This window comes from Alcanivorax sp. (assembly GCF_040119285.1).
Lineage (GTDB): Bacteria > Pseudomonadota > Gammaproteobacteria > Pseudomonadales > Alcanivoracaceae > Alcanivorax.
On sequence record NZ_JBEDTY010000032.1, the window covers coordinates 89,389 to 106,635 of the forward strand.

Below are 17,247 nucleotides of genomic sequence, written 5' to 3' on the forward strand. Positions count from 1 at the left end.
GGTGCGGTGATGGGCAGTAAGAAACATCCTTCGGCGTTGTGGGCTATCTGGCTGTTTGGTTCGGTCGGCTTGGCCATTTGGTTGAGTCTTCAATTAGTGGATGAAGACGCAGCAAAGACCGCTTTTATCCCTGGCCCAATGACCCACGGCCATCACCAGATCGAGATGCAATGCAGTGTTTGTCATGGCCCTGGCTTCGACAGCGAAACCGTATTGCAAAATGCCTGTATTGATTGTCATGGGGAGCAATTGGAAGACGCCCAAGATTCTCATCCCAAATCCAAATTTACTGACCCTCGTAATGCCGACCGGCTGGCCAATGTGGATGCCCGGCTTTGCGTGTCCTGCCATGTGGAGCATCGTCCCGAACTTGACGTTGGCTTGGGGGTGACTCTGCCCATGGACATGTGCGGCCACTGTCATGAAGGCATTGCCGAAGATCGGCCGAGTCATGAGGGAATGGGTTTCGATACTTGTGCGAATGCGGGTTGTCATAATTTCCACGATAACCGCGCGTTGTATGAAGACTTTCTGCTTGCCCATTCCGATGAGCCTTGGCTGAAGCCGCCTGCCCGGCAACCGCCCCGTAACCTGCTTGCCAGACAGATGAAAGATGACGCTCTGCTGGCGTTGATGCGCGGCCGGGGCAAAGCGCATGAAGGCACGCCAACCCCTGAGCACTGGGAGGGGACGGCCCATGCACAAGCGGGCGTCACCTGCACCGCTTGCCATGGTGCTGCCGGTGAGTGGGTCGATTCACCGCAGGTGCTGCAGTGCGCCACCTGCCATAAGCCGGAGTCAGAAGGGTTTCTGCAGGGCCGGCATGGCATGCGCTTGGCCCAAGGGCTGGCGCCGATGACGCCGTCGCAGTCTGTGCTCAACATGCATGTGGAGGCCAGTCATCGCGAGCTGACGTGTATCAGCTGTCACGGCGCCCATGACTTTGATACCCAGAGTGCTGCCGTGGATAGCTGTATTGGCTGCCACAATGACGAGCACAGCAACGAATACCTGCGTTCCCCTCATCATGACCTGTGGAAAAAGGAAAAGCGCGGCGAGTTGCCGCCCGGTAGCGGTGTCACCTGTGCCTCCTGCCACATGCCCCGTGAAGAGCATCGCGACGACATTTTTGTCCAGCACAACCAGAGCCTGACCATGCGCCCGGTGGAAAAGATGGTGCGCCCGGTATGCCTGCAATGCCATAGCTTGGCGTTTTCACTGGATGCCTTAGCCGATCCGCATCTGCTGGAAAACAACTTCAACGGCAAGCCCGAACACCATGTACCGTCCATCGATATGGCGGTGGACCGTGACGAGGCCCGCGACAAAAAAATAGGGCCTTACTGATTTACGCATAACGAAGTTTAAAAACCTGAGGAGGTATTACCCATGCGACACGTCATGAAACGCAAAGCCACCACCCTGATGGCCACGGCCATTTCCGCCCTGATACTCAGTGGCTGTGGAGGTGAACAAGCCGCAACGCCTGTCAGCGGGATTGAACCCAAGGTCTACACCGATTCCCTGTTCGCAGTGATGAACGCAGACCGAACCAACTACACCAAGCTGATCATCGGGCGTCTTGGTCCGGCAGGGGCGGATAGCATCAAACCCCATGAGTACTGGGAAGACCTTGAAAATGGCGCACCACTGCCAGCACAGATGTTTCGCTACGGGGCGGAGTCGGTGAGTGAGATGACCAGTGAATTCAGCTACTCGTTGCAGTCACTGTGGCCGATCAATGGGCAAAACGAACCGAAGACCGGCCTGGAGAAAGAGGGCTTGCAGTACATCGTGGATAACCCCGGCGAAAACTTTTACGGCGAAGAAAAACTGGGCGATGTGACTTACTACACCGCCGTTTATCCAGATGTGGCTGTGGCCGCGCCGTGTGTGGCTTGCCACAACAACCATAAGGATTCTCCGAAAACCGATTTCGAACTGGGCGATGTGATGGGCGGCGTGGTGATTAGGGTGCCGATGTAGGCGCTCTAAAGTTCGATCAACAACGACCCAAGTACGGGCTTAACCGATTATAGCGTCGGATGGGCGGCGCTAAAGGCCATTATCTATATTCAACGGGAGAAACATCATGACTCCGGTACAGATTGCTTTGGTACAGAACAGCTGGGACAAGGTGGATGCTATTTCCGATCAGGCTGCGAGCTTGTTTTACGATCGCCTGTTTACCCATGACCCCGCCCTGAAACCGCTCTTCAAGGGCAACATGGAAGAACAGGGCAAGAAGCTGATGACCATGATTGGTGTGGCAGTGAGAGGCTTGGACAAGCTCGATACCATCGTCCCCGCTGTTCAGAAGCTGGGCGCTCGTCACAAGGATTATGGTGTGAAACCAGCAGACTACGACACGGTGGCACAGGCCTTGCTTTGGACTTTGGGCCAGGGGCTGGGCGATGCGTTCGACAGCGACACAGAAGCCGCCTGGGTTGCCGCCTACACCATTTTGGCCACGACCATGATTGCCGCCGCGGACTATTAAGGCGCCTAGAGGGATAAGGGCCATTTTGGCACCTGGATTTGCACCACAATGGCTCGCTTTTGGGGTGCCTTATTCATGGAAAATAAAATAGACCATAAAACAATGGGTTAGAAAGAGTATGACTGGCACAACCGTTGCAGAACACTTCAATAATTCCATTTGTTCGGATGCGCCAGACATTATGGCTCTGACAATTATGCTGGTAGATGACCAGCCCCCCCGCGCGGCGATCCTCGAGCGGGCCCTTATTGATGAGGGCCACAAGATTCTGTGCCGGCTCACCAGCGCTGCCGGCCTTGCCGAGAAAGTGCGCTCCAGTAACCCGGATGTGGTGATTGTGGACATGGATGCGCCGGACCGCGATACCCTGGAAAGCATGGCGTTGGTGCAGCGTGACATGCCACGCCCCATGGTCATGTTTTGCCATCAGGACGATGAGGATCTGGTGGTTGCCGCATTGCGCGCGGGTGTTAGCGCCTACGTGGCCGGCGAAACAGACCTGACCCGGGTGCGTGGGGTAATGCGTGTGGCGACCGCGCGTTTTCGGGAATATCAGGCGTTACGTGAAGAGCTGGAAGAAACCCGTGAAGCGTTGGCCGAACGCAAAATTATCGAGCGGGCTAAAGGGCTGCTGATGCAGCGTCGTCGGCTTAACGAACAGGATGCCTACAGCACCCTGCGTCGCCAGGCCATGAACAGCGGGCAACCGTTGATTCAGGTGGCCCGATCGGTGCTCGATTATGCCGAAATGCTCAAGGCGCAAGGGTAGAAAGACTAGCGCTTAATGCCCAAAGGATAATGTTGAACAGGAGATAGCATGCGACGAGTGATGCCCTTGATGAAGGCGCGAAGCCTTATGGATATGTCGGATAAGACCGTGAGCCGCGCCCCTATTGTCGACGGCCTTCGGAGTGTGCGCCGCCAGGCGTCTGAGGTCCGGCGCCCTTCGTGCACGGAGCCGCCCCGATGAAAGTGCGTATTGGCTACATGCCGCTCACCGATAGCTTGCCCCTTGCGGTGGCTCAGGAGGGGGGATTCTTTGCCGCCGAAGGGCTGGATGTGGAATTGCAGCCGGAGTGGAGCTGGGCCAGTCTGCGGGACCGTCTGCTGGTGGGGCAACTGGATGCGGCACCCCTGTTGGCGCCCATGCTGTTGTCCACGTCACTGGGGCTGGGGTGCATAAAGAAGCCCCTGGCCACCGCCTTTTCCATGGGCCTTAACGGCAATGGAGTGACTGTATCGCCGATGTTGTTTCAGGGCTTGTGCGCCTTGTCGGAAGGTCCGACACCTAACGATATTGCTGCCGCCATGAACAAGCTGGTGGCGGCTCGGGCTTCCAGCGGTGAATCCCCTCTGGTGTTGGCCGTGGTGTTTCCTTTTTCCTGCCATGCTTATCAGTTGCGTCATTGGTTAAGTGTTGCGGGGTTGGATCCGGATCACGACGTTAAGCTGGTGGTGCTGCCCCCTTCGCAGATGGTGGACCACCTGCGAATGGGCCACATTGATGGCTTTTGTGTTGGCGAACCGTGGAATAGCTTGGCCGCCCTGACGGGTGCCGGGCATTGTATTTTGTCGGGTTATCAAATTTGGGAGAACGCGCCGGAGAAGGTATTGGCGGTCTCCAGGGACTGGGTGTCACGACATCCGGACACTCACCGGGCGGTGCTGCGGGCGCTGTATAAAGCGGCCTGCCATGCGGATGAAAACTTGGTTGAAAGTCTGTCCTTGCTGGCGCATCCGGCGTGGCTGGATGTGCCGGCAGAAATCATCGCTGCGCCGTTCAGCCAACGGTTGCCCGGTGGGCTGACAGGGCAACCGTTCCTGCCACATCATTTCCATGTATTTGCCGGTTTTCACGCTAACTTTCCTTGGCGCTCGGATGCGGCTTTTCTGCTCCAGGAAATGCAGCGTTGGCGGCAATGCTCTCTGGAGGAGGCGAAAACTTTTGCGGCCCAGTGCTATCGCACTGACTTGTTCCGCGATGCCATGAGCGACCTTACCAGCCTGCCGATCATGGACAGCAAACCGGATGAACGCCATGGTGGCCATTGGCAGTTGCCCGGTGAGCCTAAGCCGGTAGAGCTAGGGCCCGATCGGCTGCTGGGCGCCCTTGATCTAAAGGCTTAGCAGGATTGGTGATGACGGTGCGGGGAGGGGCTTGCCTGCACGTGGTTCAAAAGAACCCGTTGCAGGCAAGTTTCGACATTTCAGGAGCAGGTCAGCGTTAGCCTGAAAGGCGTAACCGGACAGGCCAGCGCTGAACGACAGGAAAGGCTAGCTCGCCTGCCGCAACTGTTTCGCCGCATTGACCATGTTTGCCAAGGCTGCTCGGGTTTCGTCCCACTTGCGGGTTTTCAAGCCGCAGTCCGGGTTTACCCATAACCGTTCTTTAGGCAAGCGTTCGGCCGCTTTTTCCATTAGCTGTACCATCCAGGCCACGTCTGGCTCGTTGGGCGAGTGAATATCGTAAACGCCGGGGCCAATGTCATTGGGGTAGTGGAAATCTCGGAAGGCATCCAGCAGCTCCATGTTGGAGCGGGAGGTTTCGATGGTAATCACATCCGCATCCAGCGCCGCGATAGCTTCGATGATGTCGTTGAATTCCGAGTAACACATGTGGGTGTGAATCTGGGTGTCGTCATCCACGCTGACAGTGGCCAGGCGGAAACAATCCACCGCCCAGTCCAGATATTGCGTCCACTCTTCTTGGCGTAGCGGTAAGCCTTCGCGCAGAGCGGGTTCGTCAATCTGGATAACCTTGATGCCGGCCTTTTCCAGATCCTGTACTTCATCACGTAATGCTAAGGCAATCTGGCGGCAGGTGTCCGCACGGGGCTGGTCATCGCGCACGAACGACCACTGCAAAATGGTGACCGGCCCGGTGAGCATGCCTTTTACCGGCTTGTGGGTAAGAGACTGGGCGTAACGGGCCCACTCCACGGTCATGGCCTGGGGGCGCTGCACATCGCCGAAAATGATGGGGGGTTTTACGCAGCGTGAGCCATAGCTCTGCACCCAACCGAAGCGAGTAAAGGCGAAACCGTCCAGCAGTTCACCGAAGTATTCCACCATGTCATTACGTTCGGCTTCACCATGCACCAGCACATCCAGCTCCACCTCTTCCTGGTAGCGAATGCAGCGAGCAATCTCTTCCTGCATTTGTTGCTGGTATTGCGCATCGTTTAGCTTGCCGGATTTCCAGTCCCGGCGAGCGGTACGGATTTCTCGAGTCTGCGGGAAAGAGCCGATAGTGGTGGTGGGGAAAGCGGGCAACTGCAGGGCGTGTTGCTGCTGCGCAATGCGTTCGGCAAACGGGCTCACCCGGTCGCGGGAGAGCTGGCTGGCATCGGCTAGGCGCTGGGCCACGGCAGGATTATGAATCCGCGAAGATAGACCGCGAGCCTGGAGGGCAGCGCGCTGTGTTTGCAGCCCGCTATTAACGTTGCTGTCGCCACGCAGGGCACCGCCAAGCAGTGCCAGTTCTTCCAGTTTCTGTTTGGCAAAGCTCAGCCAGCTTTTCAGTTCGTTATCGAGGGTGTCTTCCTGCTCCAGATCCACCGGGCAGTGCAACAAAGAGCAGGACGGCGCCAGCCAGAGCCGATCCCCCAGTTCATTGTGCAGGGCGGTGATGTCATCCAGAGCCGCGTCTAGATCGGTGCGCCAGATGTTGCGGCCGTTGATTACACCCAACGACAGCACCTTATCACCCAGACGGGGGATCACTTGGCCCAGGTCGTCATTACCACGAACCCGGTCCAGATGCAGGCCATGCACGGGCAGTTCCAGTGCGGTGAACAGGTTGTTACCGAGCCCGCCAAAGTAGGTGGCCAGTAACAGTTTAGTCTGGCTGGCCGAGGCCAATTGGTCGTATACGCGCAGGTAGGCTCGTTGCCAGCTATCGGGTAAATCCAGAACCAGAATAGGCTCGTCGATTTGCACCCATTGAACGCCTTGGTTTGCGAAGCGCTGCAATATTTCGCGGTAAACCGGAATCAGGTTATCCAGCAACGCGAGCTTGGCACTGTCTTCGGCGCCTTCAAAGCGGTGCCCCTTACTCAGGTACAGATAAGTAAGCGGGCCGGGGATCACCGGCTTGGGGTTGTGACCCTGCGCTTTGGCCTCTTCGACCTGCTCGAACAGGCTTTCCCGGGCAATACGGAAGGTTTGGTCGGCGGCTAGCTCCGGCACCAGGTAGTGGTAGTTGGTATCAAACCACTTGGTCATTTCGCAGGCCGCTGCCGGGGTGCCGGTGGGCGCACGTCCACGGGCCATACGGAATAAGGTGTCCAGGTTCACTGGGGCATTTGCATCTTGCTCGAAGCGTGATGGCACGACACCCAGCAGAGAGGAGAACTCCAAAATATGATCATACCAAGCGAAATCGCCCACCGGCATCAAGTCTACTCCGGCGTCGGCCTGTAAGGCCCAGTGGCGTTCACGGAGGCTTTTGCCCACGTGTTCCAATTCGCTCTGTTGCAGGTCGCCGGCCCAGTAAGCTTCCTGTGCCTGTTTCAGTTCGCGGCGGGCGCCGATGCGCGGAAAGCCCAAGTTGTGCAGGGTGGTCATGACATTATTCCTTCGCCATTGCTTGCAAGCACACTTCACGCAATACGTTGCTGTGGTGCCTTGCTTGTTTAAGGTCGAGGGTATTGTGGTGGCTATGCTTCATGAGGCAAAATCAAATATCTCACTATAAGTATGAATTTTTCTCAACAATAGAATTTGCTTGCTCCAGGCGTCTCATCGCCTGCAAGCCAGTTTTCACCTCTACAATTAGCTCAAGGAAAGGCATTCATGCTTGAACTCAGACATCTCGCTACGTTGCGTGCCATTGAGGAGGCTGGATCACTGGTGGAGGCGGCAGAGCGGCTGCACGTTACCCAGTCGGCCTTGTCTCATCAGTTGAAAGATCTTGAACATCGATTGGGTGTGGCGCTGTTGGTGAGGCGAACCCGGCCGGTGCGTTTTACCACGGCCGGGTTGCGAGTGCTGGCGCTAGCACGCGATGTGCTCCCCCGGGTGCAGCAAACAGAAAGGGAACTGAAACGCTTGGCCGCCGGCCAGACTGGACGGCTACATATCGCCATCGAGTGCCATTCCTGTTTTCAGTGGCTAATGCCGGCCCTGGATGCGTTTCGGGAACACTGGCCTGAAGTGGAGTTGGATTTATCGGCGGCGTTCAGTTTTGCACCGTTGCCTGCGCTGGCGCGGGGAGACCTGGATATGGTGGTGAGTTCCGATCCGGTGGAAAACGATGCCGTGCTGTATGTGCCATTGTTCCGCTACGAGCTGGTGCTGGCGGTGTCACGACAATCGCCGCTGGCGGGGAAAAAGTGGATCCTCCCCGACGACATCACCGACCAAACGCTGATTACCTACCCGGTGGATCGTGAGCGACTGGATGTGTTCAGCGCCTTTTTGGGCCCGGCGGGTAAAGAACCCGCAGCCATACGCACGGCTGAGCTGACCCCCATGACAGCGCAATTAGTGGCCGCAGGTCGCGGTGTAGCCGCGTTACCAAACTGGGCACTAACGGAATATACCGAACACGATTTATTGAAAACCGTACGGCTTGGTGAAAAGGGGGTGTGGCGAACGCTTTATGCGGCAGTGCGTGTGGAGGATGAACAGACCCCCTATGTGCAGGAGTTTCTCGGCACCGCCCGGGACCTGTGTTTTAAGACGCTAAGTGGTGTGCGGGCAGTAAAGGGCAGTTAATGTTTATAAAAAATAGCGGTAGGGCTGGTTCTATGGGGGGCACGCTTGCGGGTGGCTGCCTCGCTAGCGGCGCGATTTTTGTTCGTCTGTTTCGGCCGCCAGATCAACGAGGAGTTCTGTTTTTACCTGACCGCCCCACACCCAAGCATTTTCTTTAAACTGGCGGTGCCGTGTGTCTACGGGGTTGCTGGAATCTGCCATAACGTGCTGTGACTGTTTGATAGAGTCCGCCCGCATGTAGCAAAGCAGATAGTCTTTGCCCTCAAGTGCTAGTGAGAACCAGGATTCCACACAGACGCCTTCCGCACGCAAGCTTTCTAGCGCCTGTTCCTTGTGATTTTCGATAAAGGCTTTCCAATCGTGGACTTCGTTTTCGCTGTTTGGTTTCAGTTCAATCAGGGCGGCGATGACATCCATGTCAGTCCTTATTTGTGTATTCTAAAATGCGAGAGCCATTGAGCATGAGGCTTGCTGAGTAATACTAACGCTTAGTCCCTGTCGCGATACTGAATTTGTAAGCCTTTGAGGAAATTGCGCAGGATCTGGTCTTTGCACTCCCGGTAGTGCTTGTGGCCGGGTTTGCGAAAGAAGGCACTGAGCTCATGTTTGCTCATGCGGAAGTCGGCCAGTTCTAGTACGGCCAGCACGTCTTCGGCTTGCAAGCTTAGGGCGATTTTCAGTTTCATGAAAATCATGTTGTTGGTCAGGCGGTTTTCTGGTTCTGGCTGCTGCCCTGGCTTTTTGCCGCGCAATGCGTTGATCAGGCCGTTGAGAAAAATTGCCAGAGTGCGATCGGTGCACTTTTGGAAGGCCGGGTCCTCATCTTTTTTCAGCCAGTTACTGATTTGTTCCCGGGTGACGGTTTCTCCGGCTTCAGCGAAGACGCCAATCATGCGGCTGTCGTCAAAATCGAAAATGTACCGGGTGCGGCGGAGGACATCGTTGTTGAGCATGCTGGACCTGTGGTGAGGGAAACGGAGGGCGCGACTGCCCTGGTTCAAGCCGTAATGGTACAGGGAACCGTAGGAGGGGGACACGGGGGCATTATCGCTTAATCGCTAGGGGGGCGATTTTTTTGCCCGATAATGCCCGCCTTGAGGGTTTTGTTAGGCAGGCAAAGCAGCGCGTGTTGATCGAATCTTGGGGGGGCTGCAGGATGCTTAAGAACACAGTGCCTATGCCGCCGTCACCTGCGTCGGCGGTGCCCAGGGGGGCGTTTACCCATGGCCAGATACGGGTTTTCAGGACGGTGATCATTAGGGGCGATGGGAGAGGGTGGGGGCGCCATGACACCCCGGTGTCCCACCCGTTTCAACGATGCCTGTGCGCATGATCCTGCCCATGCTATGGGGGGCCTTCTAGCATGGGGTCGCCCCGATACTCATGGGCGACTCATGGGTGGGGCTTGTGCCAAATGTATGGGTTAAGGCTGTTTAATGATTTCCGCGTTCTTGTGCAGAAAAAATCTGCTCAATACGCTCGCTATCATGGCAGAACGTGAGCATGGAATCTTGAAAGGGGTACCGTGCCTCTTCGTCCAAATGATGTAGCCATTGGGCCAATTGTTGCTGGTAGTGAAAGTAGGGGCAGTCTTGCACCTTGCTGGCGTTTATCTCTGCAAACAGCGGTACGGTAATGTTCCGTGGTTGTTCACCGGTGGGGGGGGCGATGGTGCGCGTTTCTGCTACTGCATCGGGGTAGTCCGGGTGGCTGATTTTCCAATGAGTCGAGGCCATGTAGCTGGCGGGCATAGCCATATGAAAACCAATATGGGATTCGCCGGCTAAAGTGAACTCGCCTTTAGCATTACTGATGGCGGTGCGTGGCGTCTGCTCTGGGTCCTCGGCTAAGGTAATCGAGCGGATGGTGGCGCCGCTGATCGGTTCGCCAGTGTTGCCATCAACCACCGTGCCAGTTACCGGTTGTGCGTCCCACATACGTTGAATGGTGGGAATACAGCCGGCCAGCAACAGCATCAAGCTGACGATAATAAGCGGGCACGCGAAGGATTTTTTTAGTGATGACATAGTTACGAGGCCGTCATGATTAAGGAAGAGAGAAAGGCTTCTGTTTGTTCAGGGAAATAGCCACTGGCGAGGCCCAATAGAATGAGCCCCCACAGAACCATGCCTAGCATTATCCAGATGCCGTTGGCTAATGTTAGGCGGTTATTGCGCCGACCTTGCGTATCGTCTTGTGAAAAGTTGATAGTTTTTTGTGCTTTGAACATCACCGCCCAAGTCACGGGTATAAGCGCCAGTGAAACCAAGTCCAGTATCCCAAAGCTATCCATTCTGGCGGCGGCCCGGTCGCATACGGTGCTGATCAGGTTGGCAAGAATATACAGGGTGGCTAAGGCGAAGACCGGTAACGGTTTTGCTTTGCCTTCGTTTTCCTGATTGATGGTTTTCAACAGCGGGCCAAAGAAAAAAACGCTGAACAGGGCTCGCCATACCGGCTGTACATTCTTTCCTCGATGGTTTTTTTGGTATTGCCAGTTTTTGAAATTCCAGTAAAGGCCGTAAATACCCATAGTGGCCCAGAAAAGTAGATTGAACTTCCAGGGGGCGACCACATAGAGCGCGACCCCGGCGGCTTCAGGTTTTGCAGTTAGGATCTCGCTGGCCGGGGCTTGGTATACGTTGGATTCCATTCGCTGTTTCCGGTTTTTTGGCTAACGGTGGCGGTGGTTACGGCCAGCTTTTATAAGGTTTGGTGCTTAATGCGCTGTTGTAATAGCGCGTTTCTCCCGTGACTTCTTCCCCCAGCCAAGCCGGTTTTTCAAAGGACGTTTTTTCACTGGGGAGCTCGATTTCTGCAACGATTAAACCCTCATTATCACCGTGAAACACATCGATTTCCCAGCACAGCTCCCCTTGAGGCAATCGATAGCGGGTCTTGTCGATGACGCCGGCGCCACACAATTCGGCCAGCATCTGGTGGGCGTCAGCCAGTGGAATAGCGTATTCAAACTCACTGCGGGTCGCGCCCACGGTTTTTCCCTTGATGGTCAACCAGGCCGTGTCGCCAGTGGTGCGCACTCGCACGGTGGCGTTCTTGTCGTGGCTTAAATAACCCTGTGTTAATCGCTCTCCTGCGAGGGAGTCGGTGATGCTGAGGTCGCGAACAAGAAACTTGCGTTCAATTTCCAGTGCCATGGTCTAGTCCCAGTTGGTCAAAACTGATGTTGAATCCGAGGGCCTGAAAACCGTTGAGGATCTCGGTGGGGAGGTAAAAAGAAGGATCGTCCATGAAGAAGTATTGCGATACTCCGATGCCAAAGCGGTAGTCCGCAGGCAGGTTATTCACAGGTACGCTGAGGCGTTGCAGCTTGAGCAGCAGCTTTTCGAAATGATCACGGTGACTAGCGTTCTGGTCTAGTTGGCTGGACACAATCCAGCGGTTCTGACGGTGCTTGGCTTCGGGGTTAGCGTCGCTGAAACTTTCTCCTTTACGCCAGTAATCGTCAGCACTTTGCCCCATTAGTACATCCAACTGGGCCGGATCGTGATCAAAATTGAAAATGGCGAAGTAGACGTGGTGCTCGCTCATTGCTTACTGGGCCGCAGGTCACGGTTACGTTCCAGTTGATCTACGGGGAAGCCTTTAGTCTTGGCCAGCTGTAACAGTGCCTGATACTGGTCATCGCCCAGCTCCGGCTGGCGCGCGAGTATCCACAGATATTTGCGGCTGGGTTCTCCTATCACCACGGTCTGGTAGTCCTTATCCAGAGCAATAATCCAGTAGTTGCCTTCGGTAATGGTGGGGATCAATTTCGATACCCAGTTATCAAAGCGCACTTTCAATTTGGCATTGCCGGTATTGGGGACAACCCGTGCCGTGCCCACGGCTTCACGGCTCTCGTCGCCTTCGCGTTGGCAGCGGTTCACTATTTTAAGGGTGCCGTCGTCATTGGCGCTGTAGGTGGCGGTGGAATCGTAACAGCCGCGCTGAAACCATTGTGGCAAACGGGCAATTTCATACCAGGTGCCGGTATAACGTTGTAAGTCGACTTGACCCACCGTGGCCAGGGGTTTGTCGCCCCCACAGGCGCAAAGCAGCCCGCTGACGAGCAAGATGGCCAGCAGGCGAGTGGTGCGGACAGTGTGAGGCATGAACATCTTTTTCTCCCATGTTAAGGCTTACAGCCTAGATCGGCTTATTAGCGTCGAGCAAGCCCGTTTTGAACTGTCGTGCTATACTGCTGCGCTGTTTTAGGGAGCCCGATTTGAGCCAGCCAGCCACCCATTCTGACGCCGAACCCGCCACCCGCTTGGTGCTTGAGCAGCTCAGCTGCGAGCGCGATGATCGGCTGTTGTTCAGTGGTTTGAGTTTCACCGCATCGGCTGGTGAAATCTGGCAGATTACCGGGGCCAACGGGGCAGGTAAGACCACGCTGTTGCGGATTCTGGTGGGGCTCCATGGCTTCTATGAGGGTGAGCGCCAGTGGTGGCAGCCTCAGTGGCAGCAGCAATTACTGTACTTGGGGCATGAGCCTGGGGTACGTGAAGAGCTAAATCCACTGGAAAATCTGCGTTACGCTTGTGCGTTAAGCCAGCAGGGGGGAGACCCCATGGCGGCGCTGGCTGCCGTGGGGCTGCAAGGTTTTGAGGAGGTGCCGGCGGCACACCTGTCTGCTGGGCAAAAGCGTCGCATTGCCTTGGCGCGTCTGTGGCTAGACCGTAAAGCCGTGTGGGTGCTCGATGAGCCCTATACTGCCATCGATCAAGATGGGGTGGCGGCGCTGGACCAGCAAATCCAGCAGGCGGCTGCAGCGGGCACCTTGGTGATTTATACCTCTCACCACCAGGTCGGCGATGGCGTGCGGCGATTACATCTGGCCCACGGGCAGGCAGAAGTGACGGAAGGGGGGCGGGTATGAGCGTGTTTCGCGCGGCGCTGTCCCGAGAGTTGCTGGTGCTGTGGCGTAGCCCGGCAGAAATCATCAATCCGTTGTTTTTCTTTGTCATGGTGATCAGCCTGTTTCCGTTGGCGATTTCCCCGAAACCGGAATTATTGGCGCTGGTGGCCCCCGGGGTGCTTTGGGTGGCCGCGTTGTTGGCGGTGATGTTATCGCTGGATGGGTTGTTCCGCCGCGACCAGGAAAGTGGTGTGTTGGAGTTGTTGCTCACAGCCCCGGTGATGGCCGTGGTGCCGGTGAGCGCCAAGCTGCTGGCTCATTGGTTACTCACTGGCTTGCCGTTGGTACTGATTTCACCGGTGCTGGCGCATATGCTGCAGCTGCCCAATGGGGTGCTGGCTACGGTGGTGCTGAGTTTATTGTTGGGCACGCCAGCACTGACCATTATTGGTGCTATTGGTGCAGCGCTTACGGTGGGGTTGAATCGGGGCGGTATTCTGTTGGCGGTGCTGGTGCTGCCCTTGTATATCCCGGTACTGATTTTTGGCGCCGGGGCGGTGAGTGCCGCTGTGGATGGCGGTGCAGTGAATGGCATTCTGGCTATTCTCGGGGCCTTGCTGGCGCTGACCATTAGCTTAGGCCCGTTGGCGGTGGCTGCCGGCCTAAAAATCAGCTCAGGGAATTAAGCGCGCCGCTATCCGACGGGAAAGCGGGCGGTATTGAAAGTAGGTGTCTGCATGGTTTGGCAAACAATAAAACGCTGGTATCACATGCTCGGTTCGCCGCGCTATTTCTACAGGTTCAGTTCTGCGCTGCTGCCATGGCTCACGCCCATTGCGTTGCTGGTGTTTACTGTGGGCATTGTCTGGGGGTTAGCGTTTGCCCCCAGTGATTATCAGCAGGGCAACAGCTACCGAATTATTTTTATTCATGTGCCGGCTTCCAGTGGTGCTCTGCTGGGGTATGTGGCCATGGGCGTTGCGGGGTTGGTTGCTGTGGTGTGGCGGATGAAAATGGCCGAAGTAATGATGAAAGCCATTGCCCCTTTCGGGGCTGTGTTGGCGGCAATCTCCTTGGCCACCGGTGCACTGTGGGGGAAGCCTACCTGGGGCACCTACTGGCAGTGGGATGCTCGGATGACCTCCATGCTGATTTTACTGTTCATGTATGTGGGCGTGATTGCCCTGCAAAACGTGATCCGCGATCCTCGCCAGGCAGCCCGCGCCGCTGGCTTGCTGGCCATGGTGGGGGTGATCAATGTGGTGATCGTGAAATATTCGGTGGAATGGGTGCAGACCCTGCATCAGGGCTCGACCCTGAAGCTGTTAGGGGAATCCACGATTAACCCGGCCATGAAATATCCGCTGTTAATCAGCATGCTGGGAACCTGGCTGCTATATGCGGTCAATGTAATGGTGCGTGCGCGTACCGAAGTAGTATGGCGAGAGCGGCGCAGCAAGTGGGTGCGCAAGCTGATGAAGGATGGAGGGCAATAGCATGTATTTCGATAGCATTGCCGATTTCATCGCCATGGGAAAACACGGTTTTTATGTTTGGAGCGCCTATGGAATCAGTGCGTTTCTGATGATTGCCAGCATGCTGCTGGCGCTGCGCGGTAAGCGACAAGTGCGTCAAACGCTGGCCCGGCAATGGCGTCTTGAGGACATTGCTAAGCAACAAGCTCAAGACACGGCGAGTCGACAGCAATCCAGTAAGCAAACGCCTGAGGTAAACGATGAATCCGGTACGTAAGCAGCGTCTTTTGGTGGTACTCGCCGTTTTGGTTGGCTTGGGGGTTGCCTGTGCCCTGATGTTTTATGCGCTGCGCCAAAACATCAACCTGTTCTATACCCCTCAGCAAATTGCTGCAGGGGAGGCTCCGCTGGATGCCCAGATGCGCGTGGGCGGTTTAGTGGAATCCGGTACCGTTATCCGTAACCCGGAAACATTGGACGTGACCTTTGTTCTTACTGATGGCAAGGGGCGCTTCACCGTGCACTATCAAGGGATACTGCCGGACCTGTTCCGCGAAGGGCAGGGTATTGTTGCCAACGGTACGCTGATCAGCCAGACCCGCTTTGAAGCCGAGGAGGTTTTGGCCAAGCATGACGAAACCTATATGCCACCGGAGGTACAGGATGCGCTGGAAAAAGCGGGTCATCCGGGTGCCCAAAAACCAAAAGGCAAGGCTCAGCCGCAAAGCGGGCCCGCTTACTAGCGGGTAGGCGAGAAGCCGGCTGGCGGCGGCCGGTAAATTTCTCTTGCTCAACCCCTGGTTTCGGCCCTACATTCGCGTTTATCGGATCCCGTTCCGGGGCCACCCTTTTAGGGCTTTTCATGAGTCAGGTCATCATTCTGGTAGACGACCCCGCAGACTGGGCCGCCTACTACCCCGCCCGTCATCTACTTTCTGCCAAGGACTACCTGCAAGCGCAGCAGCCGGTGTGTACCGACAAAAAGGTGCAGGTGATCAACCTGTGCCGCAGCTATAAGTATTTGAGCCCGGGGTACTACTGTTCGTTGCTGGCGGAAGCCCGTGGTCAGCGAGTATTGCCGTCTGTGCGCACGGTGAATGACTTGAGTCGCAAAGCGCTCTATGGGCTGCACTTCGGTCAGTTCGAGGCCGCGCTGGATAAGGCGATGAAACGCAAGGGCGGTAGCAATGATCATTTTAGCCTGCTGTTGTTTTTCGGTCATACCGAACAGGAAGGCCTAATCGACCTGGGCCGGCAGATTTTCGACCAGTTACCGTGCCCGTTGCTAAAGGTGGATTTCCGCCGCCGGGAACACTGGGGTATTGAGGCGCTGAAGCCGCTGACCTTGAAGCAGCTGCAAGGGGCGCAGGAGGATGCGTTTGCCCGTGCTCTTGAGCAGTTTAATGCCCGGGTGTGGCGTAATCCCCGTCGTCGTCGCAGTGATCGCTACGAGCTGGCGATGTTGGTTAACGAGGAAGAGGTTCTGCCGCCCAGCAACAAGATGGCCCTAAAGCGGTTTGTTCGTGCTGGTAGGCAACTGGGTATCAAGGTGGATCTGATCGGCCGTGACGCCTATACGCGTTTGGGTGAATACGATGGCCTGTTTATTCGTGAGACCACCGCACTGGATCATCACACATACCAGTTCGCCCGCAAGGCGGAGCAGGAAGGGATGGTGGTAATGGATGATCCCGGTTCCATCCTGCGTTGTACCAACAAGATTTATCTGGCGGAGTTGATGCAGGCCAACAATGTGCCGGTGCCGCCGACGGCGTTTGTGTTCAGTGACGATGATGCCCAGATTGACTCGCTGATTGCAGAATTGAATCTACCCATGGTGCTGAAAATTCCGGACGGCAGTTTTTCTCGGGGCATTAGCAAAGTCGCGACCCGCGAAGCGTTGACGGAGGCCTTGCGAGGTTACCTTAAGCAATCCTCTGTGGTGTTGGCCCAGGCCTTCATGTACACCGATTACGATTGGCGCATTGGGGTGCTCAATCATCGGCCGTTGTTTGCCTGCCAGTATTTTATGAGCAAGGGCCACTGGCAGATTTATCATCACCAGAGCAGCGGCAAAACCGCGTCGGGTAACAGTCGTACCCTGCCGGTGCAGGAGGTGCCCCCCAAGGTGCTAAAAGCCGCCTTGAAGGCCGCTAAGCTCATGGGTAATGGCCTCTATGGGGTGGATTTGAAACAGTCCGGTGAGGAGGTGGTCGTGATTGAAGTCAACGATAACCCCAATATTGATGCCGGGGTGGAAGATGCCTGGTTAGGCGAAGACTTGTATCGGCAAGTGATGCTGGAATTTTTGCGGCGTTTGGAGGCTAAGCGAATCGGTTTGCCAGCGTGATCTTTTAAAGCGTTATTCAGGGGCGCCTTAAGGCTGTTGAAGGTCCGGTGACATGCCGGGAGTATCTTCTGCGGAGCGCTTTTCGTTTCCTCGCCAGCTCTGGTGGCCATACCGACGTAACCACGTTAGTAGTGTCGAGCGGCCTATGAATACCATAGCGATCCTCAGTCTGTTTAAAGGCCAGAGTGTCATTACGCTGCGTCGCTTAACTCGTTAATTCATCACGTTCTCTCATAATAAGGGCGGGAACGAGTCAACTTTATTCAGGCCAGGTCATTTACCACAAAAAAGCCCGGCTACGATAAATGCCGGGCTTTTCTGGTGAGGGCTAGAAAACGCTTTT

At 56.0% G+C, this 17,247-nt stretch carries 20 protein-coding genes; 12 read left to right on the forward strand and 8 right to left on the reverse strand.

What is annotated here, in order from left to right:
• Positions 1 to 9: 9 nt before the first annotated feature.
• The 5 genes from ABNH10_RS09880 to ABNH10_RS09900 all read left to right on the forward strand — a co-directional run bounded on the left by ABNH10_RS09880 (position 10) and on the right by ABNH10_RS09900 (position 4,627).
• Positions 10 to 1,347: a cytochrome c3 family protein gene (locus ABNH10_RS09880; RefSeq protein WP_349385782.1), complete on the forward strand. Its 1,338-nt coding sequence runs from the start codon at positions 10 to 12 to the stop codon at positions 1,345 to 1,347.
• A 42-nt stretch (positions 1,348 to 1,389) separates the two neighbouring features.
• Complete coding sequence (locus tag ABNH10_RS09885) at positions 1,390 to 1,986, forward strand: Tll0287-like domain-containing protein (RefSeq protein ID WP_011588141.1); 597 nt, start codon at positions 1,390 to 1,392, stop codon at positions 1,984 to 1,986.
• Positions 1,987 to 2,092: 106 nt separating this feature from the next.
• A complete protein-coding gene (locus tag ABNH10_RS09890) occupies positions 2,093 to 2,500 on the forward strand; it encodes a globin family protein (RefSeq protein WP_288368639.1) in 408 nt (135 codons plus the stop codon).
• Positions 2,501 to 2,618: 118 nt separating this feature from the next.
• Positions 2,619 to 3,269 (forward strand): ANTAR domain-containing response regulator, encoded by a 651-nt coding sequence (locus ABNH10_RS09895; protein ID WP_011588143.1) that lies wholly within the window; start codon positions 2,619 to 2,621, stop codon positions 3,267 to 3,269.
• A 197-nt stretch (positions 3,270 to 3,466) separates the two neighbouring features.
• The gene (locus ABNH10_RS09900; protein ID WP_046961743.1) at positions 3,467 to 4,627 is read left to right on the forward strand and encodes a CmpA/NrtA family ABC transporter substrate-binding protein; all 1,161 of its coding nucleotides are present in this window, start codon (positions 3,467 to 3,469) and stop codon (positions 4,625 to 4,627) included.
• A 147-nt stretch (positions 4,628 to 4,774) separates the two neighbouring features.
• Here ABNH10_RS09900 and metE read toward each other — a convergent pair whose 3' ends face one another.
• Complete coding sequence (metE, locus tag ABNH10_RS09905) at positions 4,775 to 7,066, reverse strand: 5-methyltetrahydropteroyltriglutamate--homocysteine S-methyltransferase (protein ID WP_349385783.1); 2,292 nt, start codon at positions 7,064 to 7,066, stop codon at positions 4,775 to 4,777.
• Positions 7,067 to 7,294: 228 nt separating this feature from the next.
• Between metE and ABNH10_RS09910 the strand changes: the two genes are divergently transcribed.
• Positions 7,295 to 8,218: a LysR family transcriptional regulator gene (locus ABNH10_RS09910; RefSeq protein WP_011588146.1), complete on the forward strand. Its 924-nt coding sequence runs from the start codon at positions 7,295 to 7,297 to the stop codon at positions 8,216 to 8,218.
• Between the two features lie 63 nt (positions 8,219 to 8,281).
• Here ABNH10_RS09910 and ABNH10_RS09915 read toward each other — a convergent pair whose 3' ends face one another.
• The 7 genes from ABNH10_RS09915 to ABNH10_RS09945 form a co-directional block, all read right to left on the reverse strand.
• Complete coding sequence (locus ABNH10_RS09915) at positions 8,282 to 8,635, reverse strand: DUF6176 family protein (RefSeq protein ID WP_349385784.1); 354 nt, start codon at positions 8,633 to 8,635, stop codon at positions 8,282 to 8,284.
• A 71-nt stretch (positions 8,636 to 8,706) separates the two neighbouring features.
• Positions 8,707 to 9,171, reverse strand: a complete 465-nt coding sequence (locus tag ABNH10_RS09920) for a YehS family protein (protein WP_349385785.1) — start codon at positions 9,169 to 9,171, stop codon at positions 8,707 to 8,709.
• 480 nt (positions 9,172 to 9,651) lie between these two features.
• A complete protein-coding gene (locus tag ABNH10_RS09925) occupies positions 9,652 to 10,245 on the reverse strand; it encodes a carboxypeptidase-like regulatory domain-containing protein (protein WP_349385786.1) in 594 nt (197 codons plus the stop codon).
• A 2-nt stretch (positions 10,246 to 10,247) separates the two neighbouring features.
• Entirely contained in the window at positions 10,248 to 10,871 is a 624-nt protein-coding gene (locus ABNH10_RS09930; protein WP_011588150.1) for a hypothetical protein, read from the reverse strand.
• Positions 10,872 to 10,908: 37 nt separating this feature from the next.
• Positions 10,909 to 11,376 carry a CYTH domain-containing protein gene (locus ABNH10_RS09935; RefSeq protein WP_349385787.1) on the reverse strand — a complete coding sequence of 156 codons (468 nt, stop codon included), beginning with the start codon at positions 11,374 to 11,376 and terminating at the stop codon, positions 10,909 to 10,911.
• The gene (locus ABNH10_RS09940; RefSeq protein WP_011588152.1) at positions 11,360 to 11,770 is read right to left on the reverse strand and encodes a DUF4279 domain-containing protein; all 411 of its coding nucleotides are present in this window, start codon (positions 11,768 to 11,770) and stop codon (positions 11,360 to 11,362) included. Before ABNH10_RS09940 ends, ABNH10_RS09935 begins: the two co-directional genes overlap by 17 nt.
• Positions 11,767 to 12,333, reverse strand: a complete 567-nt coding sequence (locus ABNH10_RS09945) for a lipocalin family protein (protein WP_349385788.1) — start codon at positions 12,331 to 12,333, stop codon at positions 11,767 to 11,769. The genes ABNH10_RS09940 and ABNH10_RS09945 overlap by 4 nt, the downstream gene beginning before the upstream one ends.
• Positions 12,334 to 12,446: 113 nt before the next feature.
• On the opposite strand from ABNH10_RS09945, the gene ccmA reads away from it, so the two are divergent.
• The 6 genes from ccmA to ABNH10_RS09975 all read left to right on the forward strand — a co-directional run bounded on the left by ccmA (position 12,447) and on the right by ABNH10_RS09975 (position 16,904).
• Positions 12,447 to 13,100 (forward strand): cytochrome c biogenesis heme-transporting ATPase CcmA, encoded by a 654-nt coding sequence (gene ccmA, locus ABNH10_RS09950; protein ID WP_062810797.1) that lies wholly within the window; start codon positions 12,447 to 12,449, stop codon positions 13,098 to 13,100.
• Complete coding sequence (gene ccmB, locus ABNH10_RS09955; protein WP_011588155.1) at positions 13,097 to 13,765, forward strand: heme exporter protein CcmB; 669 nt, start codon at positions 13,097 to 13,099, stop codon at positions 13,763 to 13,765. Before ccmA ends, ccmB begins: the two co-directional genes overlap by 4 nt.
• A gap of 51 nt (positions 13,766 to 13,816) precedes the next feature.
• Complete coding sequence (gene ccmC / locus ABNH10_RS09960; protein ID WP_349385789.1) at positions 13,817 to 14,575, forward strand: heme ABC transporter permease CcmC; 759 nt, start codon at positions 13,817 to 13,819, stop codon at positions 14,573 to 14,575.
• Position 14,576: 1 nt separating this feature from the next.
• Positions 14,577 to 14,831, forward strand: a complete 255-nt coding sequence (ccmD, locus tag ABNH10_RS09965; protein ID WP_011588157.1) for a heme exporter protein CcmD — start codon at positions 14,577 to 14,579, stop codon at positions 14,829 to 14,831.
• Positions 14,815 to 15,297 (forward strand): cytochrome c maturation protein CcmE, encoded by a 483-nt coding sequence (gene ccmE, locus ABNH10_RS09970; RefSeq protein WP_349385790.1) that lies wholly within the window; start codon positions 14,815 to 14,817, stop codon positions 15,295 to 15,297. Before ccmD ends, ccmE begins: the two co-directional genes overlap by 17 nt.
• A 119-nt stretch (positions 15,298 to 15,416) precedes the next feature.
• Positions 15,417 to 16,904: a RimK family ATP-grasp domain-containing protein gene (locus ABNH10_RS09975; RefSeq protein WP_349385791.1), complete on the forward strand. Its 1,488-nt coding sequence runs from the start codon at positions 15,417 to 15,419 to the stop codon at positions 16,902 to 16,904.
• Positions 16,905 to 17,247 lie beyond the last annotated feature (343 nt).

Coding starts and splice junctions, on each gene's coding strand:
- ABNH10_RS09880 (WP_349385782.1), top strand. CDS start 10: ATGGGCAGTAAGAAACATCCTTCGGCGTTGTGGGCTATCTGGCTGTTT.
- ABNH10_RS09885 (WP_011588141.1), top strand. CDS start 1,390: ATGCGACACGTCATGAAACGCAAAGCCACCACCCTGATGGCCACGGCC.
- ABNH10_RS09890 (WP_288368639.1), top strand. CDS start 2,093: ATGACTCCGGTACAGATTGCTTTGGTACAGAACAGCTGGGACAAGGTG.
- ABNH10_RS09895 (WP_011588143.1), top strand. CDS start 2,619: ATGACTGGCACAACCGTTGCAGAACACTTCAATAATTCCATTTGTTCG.
- ABNH10_RS09900 (WP_046961743.1), top strand. CDS start 3,467: ATGAAAGTGCGTATTGGCTACATGCCGCTCACCGATAGCTTGCCCCTT.
- metE (WP_349385783.1), bottom strand. CDS start 7,066: ATGACCACCCTGCACAACTTGGGCTTTCCGCGCATCGGCGCCCGCCGC.
- ABNH10_RS09910 (WP_011588146.1), top strand. CDS start 7,295: ATGCTTGAACTCAGACATCTCGCTACGTTGCGTGCCATTGAGGAGGCT.
- ABNH10_RS09915 (WP_349385784.1), bottom strand. CDS start 8,635: ATGGATGTCATCGCCGCCCTGATTGAACTGAAACCAAACAGCGAAAAC.
- ABNH10_RS09920 (WP_349385785.1), bottom strand. CDS start 9,171: ATGCTCAACAACGATGTCCTCCGCCGCACCCGGTACATTTTCGATTTT.
- ABNH10_RS09925 (WP_349385786.1), bottom strand. CDS start 10,245: ATGTCATCACTAAAAAAATCCTTCGCGTGCCCGCTTATTATCGTCAGC.
- ABNH10_RS09930 (WP_011588150.1), bottom strand. CDS start 10,871: ATGGAATCCAACGTATACCAAGCCCCGGCCAGCGAGATCCTAACTGCA.
- ABNH10_RS09935 (WP_349385787.1), bottom strand. CDS start 11,376: ATGGCACTGGAAATTGAACGCAAGTTTCTTGTTCGCGACCTCAGCATC.
- ABNH10_RS09940 (WP_011588152.1), bottom strand. CDS start 11,770: ATGAGCGAGCACCACGTCTACTTCGCCATTTTCAATTTTGATCACGAT.
- ABNH10_RS09945 (WP_349385788.1), bottom strand. CDS start 12,333: ATGCCTCACACTGTCCGCACCACTCGCCTGCTGGCCATCTTGCTCGTC.
- ccmB (WP_011588155.1), top strand. CDS start 13,097: ATGAGCGTGTTTCGCGCGGCGCTGTCCCGAGAGTTGCTGGTGCTGTGG.
- ccmC (WP_349385789.1), top strand. CDS start 13,817: ATGGTTTGGCAAACAATAAAACGCTGGTATCACATGCTCGGTTCGCCG.
- ccmD (WP_011588157.1), top strand. CDS start 14,577: ATGTATTTCGATAGCATTGCCGATTTCATCGCCATGGGAAAACACGGT.
- ccmE (WP_349385790.1), top strand. CDS start 14,815: ATGAATCCGGTACGTAAGCAGCGTCTTTTGGTGGTACTCGCCGTTTTG.
- ABNH10_RS09975 (WP_349385791.1), top strand. CDS start 15,417: ATGAGTCAGGTCATCATTCTGGTAGACGACCCCGCAGACTGGGCCGCC.